Genomic DNA, 8,021 nt, shown 5'->3' on the forward strand with positions numbered 1-8,021 from the left:
GGTTCAAGAACAACTGCCCGCTGTCCGGCCCGCTCTATGATGACATACGGTTTGAACCGCTGCATGGCGACCGCAGCGGGAAGTATTTTGTGGTCATCCGGGACAGTCCCCATGAGGCCCATAAGTGGACGCTTTACACAGGGCGCCATGGATTTGAGCAGCCGGAATTCACCTGTGGAAACGTGCGGGATATGCTCCGCCATATCAATTCCATGGCCCCAGAGTCCTGGCGTGGTAATCCGCCGCCCGAAAAAGCGATGCATCCTCCTCAAAAGAAGCGAAAGGAGGCAGAGCGATGAACCGGGAAAACACGGGTGCCAAGCCGACTGCTCCGCCCAGACTGCCGCCAGAGGCGGAGCAGGAGATCCTGGAGGCGTTGTTCGAGGGAATGGAGATCCATTCCAGCGAGATCGCCGCGATCCTGAAAAAGCATGGCGTGTGCGGGGATGTGGAGGCCCTCCAAGACAGCTACCGCAAGCGCCTGGGCCAGCGGCTCATGGCCAGTCTCCGAGACGAGGGCGGCAAGCGTGAAGTGCTGGCCAACGGAAAAGGCAGCTATGTAGTGCTGGAGGGCTGCGGCGACAGGCGGCAGCTCAAGCAGATCCACCGCCGTATCCAAAACCAGATGAAAGGACTGGATCTCTCGGCGCGGAAAGTGTCCGGCAGGCTGACGGTTCTGGAACGGCTGGCCCGCAAGTGGAGAAGGGCTGGTTGAGATGGATGCCAAGACATTCTATGAGCAGATCGCTCCAAAACTGGACCCAGGTGGCTTCAAGCTGTACTTCACGGCCAAGAGGATGACTGGCTTTGATCTATATGGGCAGTTCCCTTATGAGGATGCCCGCGGGATGTTCGAAATGATGAACGGCCACCAGCTCATGCGCTATCTGCTGGCGGATCAGTTCCATGCGGTTCAGTGGGAGATCGTGCCTGGAACCTGCTATGAACGGGCTGTCCTTCTCCCCCTCGACCGCACCACGCCGGCATATCGGGCATTCGAGCAGAAGCTGTACACAGCGGTCCTGCACGACTACCATCTGAATCCTCAGAAACAACATGATCGGAAGGAGCACAGTACCAGATGAAAGATGTAATTGTGATCGGCGTGGATCATGGCTACGCAGCCATGAAAACTGTACACTTTTCGTTCCCCACTGGATTGGTGGAGTACGAACATGAGCCGTACACCCAGAAAGACGTACTGGAGTACAACGGCAGATATTATGTGGTGGGCAGCGGCCGCCAGCCGCTTCAGAGGGATAAGACCCAGACGGAGGACTACTATCTGCTCACCCTGGCAGCCATCGCCAAGGAACTGGAGCATCGGGGTGCGGAGCACACCGCCAGCGTCCACCTGGCCGCGGGCCTGCCCCTGACCAGCTTTGGCCGGGACAAGAAGTCCTTCCGTTCATACCTGTATCGGGATGGAAGCGCTATCCCTTTTCGCTACGAGGGGCAGGACTACACCGTCACCATCCAGGAGGTGTCCCTGTTTCCCCAGGGCTATGCCGCCGTACTGACCCAGACGGAACTGCTGGACGAGCCGTCCGTCATTGTGGCGGACATTGGCGGCTGGACGGTGGATCTGATGCGGCTGGATAACCGCATCCCCAACGCCGCTTCCTGCCGGAGCCTGGAACTTGGCATGATCCGCTGCATTGACGAGATCAGCGAACAGGTGCGCCGGTTGTTCGGGCTGTCCATGACGACCGCTCAGATCGAAAGCGCCCTGCGGGGCAGTTCCGGCGGGATGGACGAGCGGATCAGAGCGGTCATCCACACCCAGGCGGGCAAGTACGCCCGAAACCTGCTCTCGGCAGTCACAGAGAGCGGCCTGGACATCCGAGCCATGCCCGCCATTTTCCTGGGCGGCGGAGCGGCGCTCTTAAAACGCCACCTTTCGGCCACAGACGGCCTGTGCCGCCCGCTTATCCTGGATGACGTATCCCTGAACGCTAAAGGATATGAGCGCCTTGTGGGGCAGATGTCGCGGGGTGTCGGCAATGGCAGGTAAGCGGCGGCTCAACCTTTCTTTTTCTCTGACATCGCCCCAGCAGCGGGAAGCTTGGCGCATCCTGAGTTCCATCCCAGTGGGGCAGCGGACAGACACCGTGTGCAGGATGGTCTGTAAGGCCCATGAACAGGACGCCCTGTTGTCCGCCATCCGGGGGCTGATCCGGGAAGAACTGCGCCATTTGGATCTGACAACAGAAAAAAGCCGGCAGGCACAGGCCGGGGACATGGATGAGAATGTCCTCGGCTTTCTTCTTGCCCTGCAGCAGGAAGGAGATGAGATCACCTGATACGCTATTTTGATATGTTCGCCGGGATCGGCGGCTTCCGGGCCGGACTGGACCGAGCTGGAGGTTTCCAGTGCGTCGGCCATTGCGAGATCGACAAGTACGCCGACGCCAGCTACCGCGCCATCCACGACATCCGAGAGGAGGAACGATACTATCCCGACGCCAGAAAAATCGACCCAAACGACCTGCCCGGCTTCGACCTCCTGTGCGGGGGATTCCCCTGCCAGGCATTTTCAAATGCTGGCCGAAGAAAGGGATTTGAAGATGCCAGAGGCACTCTCTTCTTTGAGATTGCCCGCCTGGCTCAAGCCAGACGACCTGCGTATCTTCTGCTTGAGAACGTTCCAGGACTGCTTACGCATGACCAGGGCCGGACGTTTTCTGCCATCCTCGCCACGCTTAATGACCTGGGGTACCGCGTGGAATGGATGGTGCTTAACAGCGCGGATTTCCGTGTCCCCCAGGTCCGAAAGCGGGTGTTCATTGTCGGATATCTTGATCCCCGATGCGCCGGAAAAATACTTCCTGTCTTCGGAACAGACGGAAAAGCTCTTATACAAGTCCTCGGCGGGCCGCAGGGATCGAGAGTCTATGACCCCAGAGGGACCGCCTGTACACAGACTGCCGGAGGTGGAGGAAAAGGAGTAAAGACCGGGCTGTATCTGATGGAGCCGGACACAGCACGATCCTGTTTTGTGGATCTGTGTATCGGCAGGCCGACACCGACCGAGAACGCCAGGTGCCTTACCGCACGATACAGCCAAACTACACTCTGCAACCACCGCGGAGAACGCTCTGGGGTCCTGCTGATCAAAGAGGCAACCAAACGCGGCTACAAGGAAGCAGCGATAGGTGATACTGTCGATCTGGGGTATGCGGGCAGCAACACACGCCGTGGGCGTGTGGGCCACGATATCGCACACACCCTGGAGACCAGCTGCATCCAGGGAATCGTGGAGCGCGGCGGGCGCATCCGCCGCCTGATGCCCCGTGAAAGCCTTCGGCTCCAGGGATTTGCGGAAGAGCAGATCGACAAGATCCTGGCATTCACCTCAGATGCCCAGGCCTATAAGCAGGCCGGAAACAGTGTCACCGTTACGGTGATCGAAGCCATTGGCCGCCGTATCCTGGCGGTGGATGAAGAACCGCGGAAGATGGGTGATGCGGCATGACCGGCCTGAAAGACCAGTGCTTCGGCGTAGAAGTGGAGATGACCGGTATCACCCGTAAGCAGGCCGCTCAAGCGCTGGCGGACTACTTTGGGACCATACCGAAAGCCAAAGGCGGCGTCTATGATACCTGGAAAGTGAAGGACCCCACGGGCAAGGAGTGGAAGCTGGTCAGCGACGCCAGCATTATTGGGGAGCAGTGGACCGGAACAGAGTATCTGGAAAATGACATCAAAGATTTTCGTGTGGAGCTGGTCACCCCCAAGCTGACCTATCCAGAACTCCCCAAACTCCAGGAGTGTATGCGGCGCCTAAAGCAGATCGGCGCCAAGGTCAATGACTCCTGTGGTATCCACGTTCATGTAGACGCCGCCAACCACAACCGGCAGAGTCTGAAGAACCTCATCAGCATCATGTACTCCAAAGAGGATCTTCTGTTTAAAGCCTTGCAGGTAAATGAGGTGCGGGCCATCCGTTTTTGTAAAAAGGTACGAGAACCTATGTTGCGGAAGGCCAGGGCCCTATCTGCAGAGGAGACACCAGATCTGACTCAGTTGGAGCGGATCTGGTATGAGGGAGATGTTCACAAAACGGATCATTACAATTGGACACGTTATTACGCGCTTAACCTCCATTCGGTTTTTTACCGGGGTACGGTGGAGTGGCGGTGCTTCAACTCCACCCTGAACCCCAATCTGGCCACCGCCTATGTGAACCTCTGTCTCGCCATGTCCGCCCAGGCCATCGCCCAGCGCAGCACCATCATGCGCAAGACCCGCAGCGATAATGAGCTGTTTACCTTCCGGGTGTGGCTGGTGCGCCTGGGCCTCAATGGCGATGAGTTCAGGGAGACCCGCGATCTGCTGCTGGCGCATCTGGATGGGGACCGGGCCTGGCGCTTCGACAAGGACAGCTATGAAGTCAATCGAAACAAGAAGAAAAAACATCGTGAGGCGGAGAGGTGACCATGAAGATACGAATTGATGACACTATTTATGAGGGGACTGGGGCGGAGATCCTGGAACAGCTCCGGCTGGCCGCCTTTGACCCCACTGAGTTCCCGGATACGGAGAGCTATCTCTGGCAGCTCCGCAGCAACTTCATCCGCATGACGGACCGGGACTGTGTCCTGCCGAAGCACGGCCTGGAGGAGCAGGCACGGGTACTGTTTGGGGAACTGGCGAAAATTGGTGTGCTGGAGGTGCTGGAAAATGGCTGAGGGAAAGCTGTACTTCGCCTATGGGAGCAATATCAACCTGGATCAGATGGCCCAGCGCTGCCCAGACGCCCAGGTGGTGGGACCAGTCACATTGGAGAATTATGAACTTCTGTTCCGCGGCAATTTGCGGGGCGCCGGAGTGTCCACCATCGCTCCCAGGGAGGGGAGCACAGTACACGGCCTGCTGTGGAACATCACACCAGAGTGTGAGCGCTCCCTGGATTATTATGAGGGTTACCCTCACCTGTATGGGAAGGAGCCGGTAACGGTTCATGGACATGCTGGGCAGGAGCACACGGTTATGGCCTATGTCATGACGGAGCTGTGCAAGGAGCCAGCCATTCCCTCCTTTTATTATTACAACGGCATCCTGGAGGGCTACCGGCAGAGCGGCCTGCCCACACAGCCACTCAAGCAGGCGTGGGAGCACTGCGTGGAGGAGGTTCCCCGGGAGACAGAGCGGCTCAACCGCAGCGCCTGCGGCCAGCTCTCGCCCAGACGGAAGAAAGACCGTGGGCGATAAACTTAAAATCAGTCAGGAGGCAGAACCTATGCCAAACAAAAGCATTTCCCTGTCTGGGGAAGTACATATCAGCACAGAACAGGTTTATACCACCGTGGACGCACTGGAGGCGCTGAAGGCCATTGGTCTGGCCTATGGCCTCTACAGCCGCGCGGAAGAACTCCGCGGGCAGCGTGTCCACCTGACAGGTGGCGAGGGACATACTGCTCTGGTGGTGCAGGAGGATTTCAGTTGTCACGGGAGTCCATGCTGGGAGACAGTTCGGACTTTGACCGAGGACCCGGCAGAGATCCAGCAGTACATGGCCTTTCGGGATGTGCTTCGTATCGTCCAGCAGCGGGATCGGGAGGAACGGCTGCCCGCGAAACAGCGGACAGGCGACAGCTTCCCTGAGCATCCACCCAGGCAAGGAGGAAGATCCCGTGAGCGATGAACCGCACCAGTTCTTGACCAGCGGTGAGCTTGATGTCAACGATCTGTTTTCGACCAAATTACAGGAGGGAGCCTGCACGGCCCATCTGCGTGGAGTGTTTACCAATACGGGCGAAGTCGAAATCACCCTGTTAAAGAAGAATGAGGAGCTGGCCTCCCCAGCGTTCCAGGCGGAATTGAACACCTTACTGGGAGCCCTCCGGGGAGACAGCGGTCCTCTGCGGGACCTTCCCTCCATGCGGGCATATTGTGAAGCGCGTCCCCAGGCGCTCATGCGCGGCAGACAAACCTTTTACGCATTCCGAATCGACACCAGCAAATACCGATATTATCTACGATTTTTCCCACAGCGGGAACTCCACAAATTTTTTATCTTCTGCTACCAGACAGACCGGCTTCGGGAAGATATCCCCAAGCCGGATTTTCATTCCCTGTACGGGAAAAGAAATCATAAAAAGAAAGCGGAAAGGGGTGAAAGATCATAAAGGTTTTGATCGTGGAGCCCATGAAACCCTGCTATGTGCGGGAGATCAGCGGGCTGAAGGCCATGCAGGAGGCCGTGGGCGGAGATATTGAAGCCACATATCCTTTTGATGAAGCTGTGGCTATCGTATGTAACGCCAACGGAAAGGGACTCGGCTTGCCCTGCAACCGCCCTTTGATGGATGAGAGTGGCCTGCCCTATGACATTGTCTGCGGGACGTTCTTCCTCGCAGGGCTGGGTGCGGAGGACTTTGTTTCCCTGACGGAAGAACAGATCCGACGGTATAAGGAGCTATATGACAATGTCATGGTCATTACCGCAGTGAAGGAACAGCCTCAAGGCACAAAAACTGAGCAAAAGAAGAAACGAGGGAACGCGCATGAAAGATAAGCATATTCTGAATTCAGAGTTAACTATGAGTTTACGACAAAGATTCGCCCCCAACAGGTAGCCTTAAGACGGCTCCAGCCTAACCAATAAAAAACTTTTTGCAAATACTTGTGGAGACTCTATATCCTACGAAAATGAAACTTTGTCTGGAACGGTCATTACTAATGTAAATTATGTTGGCAAATATATTTTCACTGTACAATATGTTTATTTTACATAAATTTTTCTATTTACCTCTTTACAAGTTTTGTTTGATATATTAAAATTATAGTTGGAAAGAGTAGAGTGATTATTTATGTAGGAGTGATTGTTATGAAAAAAATTATCTCGCTTTTCATCGCACTTTGCATAGCTTTAAGCCTTTCTGTCCCAGTGTTTGCGGCAACTTCCGACTCTCCCATCACTATTAGTTCTGAAGATGTAATAACCCATTCTACTCCTATCCCAGCTCCCACAATAACACTGCGAAAGTCTGCCCCACAAGTTACTGCACTGGAGCTTTATGACTATGGGTGGATAGAAGGAACTGATCATTGGGGAGTAATTATTAAAGTTACTGGTTATGGAAACGATAACAGGAAAGCATTTTGGAACGATACGCAGCTTACCTCCAACGATAAAACATTGCATGGATATTGGCTTGGTCCAGATAATAAAACCGCTGTCGCTTTTGCATATCTCTATGATTGTGGCCCCATTACAGAGCCTGGCACATATACGTTCAAAACCACTTATGTTTCCACCAACTGGCCGTATACGGAAAAGTCCATTTCCCTTGACTTTACTTTTGAGGCTACCGACAACACATGATAAAAGATATTGTTACGTCTCTGCCGCTCACTCTTTCCTCTCCCCATATAACGAAAAACTCTACTCCAAGTTCTAAATCTTCTCATTCTTTTCATGTATACATGTTGAGTAAAGATTGTATCTATTCCGGTGGTGGCTACGGTGGTCAAAGTGTAAATGTTATGTACACCATTGATTCCACCGCGGAAGATCCAATTGTTAAGATTTTTGGAACATCTATGTCTGGTAGTTATGAAGAAGTCGTACATATTAATGATATTGATCCGACAAATGCAACCTATCCTGAATTATGTGCTCTTCTTGCGCATCAACAGAGAATAGGAGCCTATACCTCTGGAGCAAATAAGCTTCTAATTCCAACTCCCTTAAATGTTGATCCTGGTGATTACTCCAAACGGATGGACTATATAAGTCTCATACGCGATAGTTTGAGTAATTCAAATTATGTCGATTTGACAAATTCTACTCAAAAGCTTCTTGACTTCTTTGAGAGGTATCTAAGTAAAAATTTAGAGAAGCCAGAAAAATTTTCTATACTTATGCAAGGTGATTATATTGAACGTTTCCGTATAGAAAAGTATTGATGAATCAAGGGGTGCCTTATAATAAGGCACCCCTTAGTTTTATGCTTAATAATAAATTATTTTATCAAGAAGTTGGGTAGTGTCAAGGAATTTTCGCAAAATGGTTT

The 8,021-nt window shown here is 53.7% G+C and carries 13 protein-coding genes and 1 pseudogene; all 14 read left to right on the forward strand.

What is annotated here, in order from left to right; genetic code table 11:
- Positions 1-299 (forward strand): annotated as a pseudogene (locus HMPREF0372_RS20355) (hypothetical protein); the annotation flags it as partial.
- The gene (locus tag HMPREF0372_RS09275) at positions 296-715 is read left to right on the forward strand and encodes a hypothetical protein (RefSeq protein ID WP_007491345.1); all 420 of its coding nucleotides are present in this window, start codon (positions 296-298) and stop codon (positions 713-715) included. The pseudogene HMPREF0372_RS20355 and the gene HMPREF0372_RS09275, both read left to right, overlap by 4 nt.
- 1 nt (position 716) lies before the next feature.
- Positions 717-1,085, forward strand: coding sequence for a hypothetical protein (locus tag HMPREF0372_RS09280; RefSeq protein ID WP_007491346.1), 369 nt, complete (start codon positions 717-719; stop codon positions 1,083-1,085).
- Positions 1,082-2,014, forward strand: coding sequence for a ParM/StbA family protein (locus HMPREF0372_RS09285; RefSeq protein WP_007491347.1), 933 nt, complete (start codon positions 1,082-1,084; stop codon positions 2,012-2,014). Before HMPREF0372_RS09280 ends, HMPREF0372_RS09285 begins: the two co-directional genes overlap by 4 nt.
- Positions 2,004-2,303 carry a hypothetical protein gene (locus HMPREF0372_RS20575; protein ID WP_007491348.1) on the forward strand — a complete coding sequence of 100 codons (300 nt, stop codon included), beginning with the start codon at positions 2,004-2,006 and terminating at the stop codon, positions 2,301-2,303. Before HMPREF0372_RS09285 ends, HMPREF0372_RS20575 begins: the two co-directional genes overlap by 11 nt.
- Before the next feature lie 14 nt (positions 2,304-2,317).
- Positions 2,318-3,475 carry a DNA (cytosine-5-)-methyltransferase gene (dcm, locus tag HMPREF0372_RS09295; RefSeq protein WP_007491349.1) on the forward strand — a complete coding sequence of 386 codons (1,158 nt, stop codon included), beginning with the start codon at positions 2,318-2,320 and terminating at the stop codon, positions 3,473-3,475.
- Positions 3,472-4,437, forward strand: coding sequence for an amidoligase family protein (locus HMPREF0372_RS09300; protein ID WP_007491350.1), 966 nt, complete (start codon positions 3,472-3,474; stop codon positions 4,435-4,437). Before dcm ends, HMPREF0372_RS09300 begins: the two co-directional genes overlap by 4 nt.
- Positions 4,438-4,439: 2 nt before the next feature.
- Complete coding sequence (locus HMPREF0372_RS09305; protein WP_007491351.1) at positions 4,440-4,691, forward strand: hypothetical protein; 252 nt, start codon at positions 4,440-4,442, stop codon at positions 4,689-4,691.
- Entirely contained in the window at positions 4,684-5,214 is a 531-nt protein-coding gene (locus HMPREF0372_RS09310; protein WP_007491352.1) for a gamma-glutamylcyclotransferase family protein, read from the forward strand. Before HMPREF0372_RS09305 ends, HMPREF0372_RS09310 begins: the two co-directional genes overlap by 8 nt.
- 28 nt (positions 5,215-5,242) lie before the next feature.
- A complete protein-coding gene (locus HMPREF0372_RS09315) occupies positions 5,243-5,647 on the forward strand; it encodes a hypothetical protein (protein WP_039997095.1) in 405 nt (134 codons plus the stop codon).
- Positions 5,637-6,131, forward strand: a complete 495-nt coding sequence (locus tag HMPREF0372_RS09320; protein ID WP_007491356.1) for a hypothetical protein — start codon at positions 5,637-5,639, stop codon at positions 6,129-6,131. The genes HMPREF0372_RS09315 and HMPREF0372_RS09320 overlap by 11 nt, the downstream gene beginning before the upstream one ends.
- The gene (locus tag HMPREF0372_RS09325) at positions 6,128-6,520 is read left to right on the forward strand and encodes a DUF3846 domain-containing protein (protein WP_039997097.1); all 393 of its coding nucleotides are present in this window, start codon (positions 6,128-6,130) and stop codon (positions 6,518-6,520) included. The genes HMPREF0372_RS09320 and HMPREF0372_RS09325 overlap by 4 nt, the downstream gene beginning before the upstream one ends.
- 312 nt (positions 6,521-6,832) lie before the next feature.
- A complete protein-coding gene (locus HMPREF0372_RS19675) occupies positions 6,833-7,330 on the forward strand; it encodes a hypothetical protein (protein ID WP_021632198.1) in 498 nt (165 codons plus the stop codon).
- Positions 7,327-7,914, forward strand: a complete 588-nt coding sequence (locus HMPREF0372_RS19680; protein ID WP_155116997.1) for a hypothetical protein — start codon at positions 7,327-7,329, stop codon at positions 7,912-7,914. The genes HMPREF0372_RS19675 and HMPREF0372_RS19680 overlap by 4 nt, the downstream gene beginning before the upstream one ends.
- The last annotated feature ends 107 nt before the right edge of the window (positions 7,915-8,021 follow it).

The sequence above is a fragment of the Flavonifractor plautii ATCC 29863 genome (assembly GCF_000239295.1).
Classification (GTDB): domain Bacteria; phylum Bacillota; class Clostridia; order Oscillospirales; family Oscillospiraceae; genus Flavonifractor; species Flavonifractor plautii.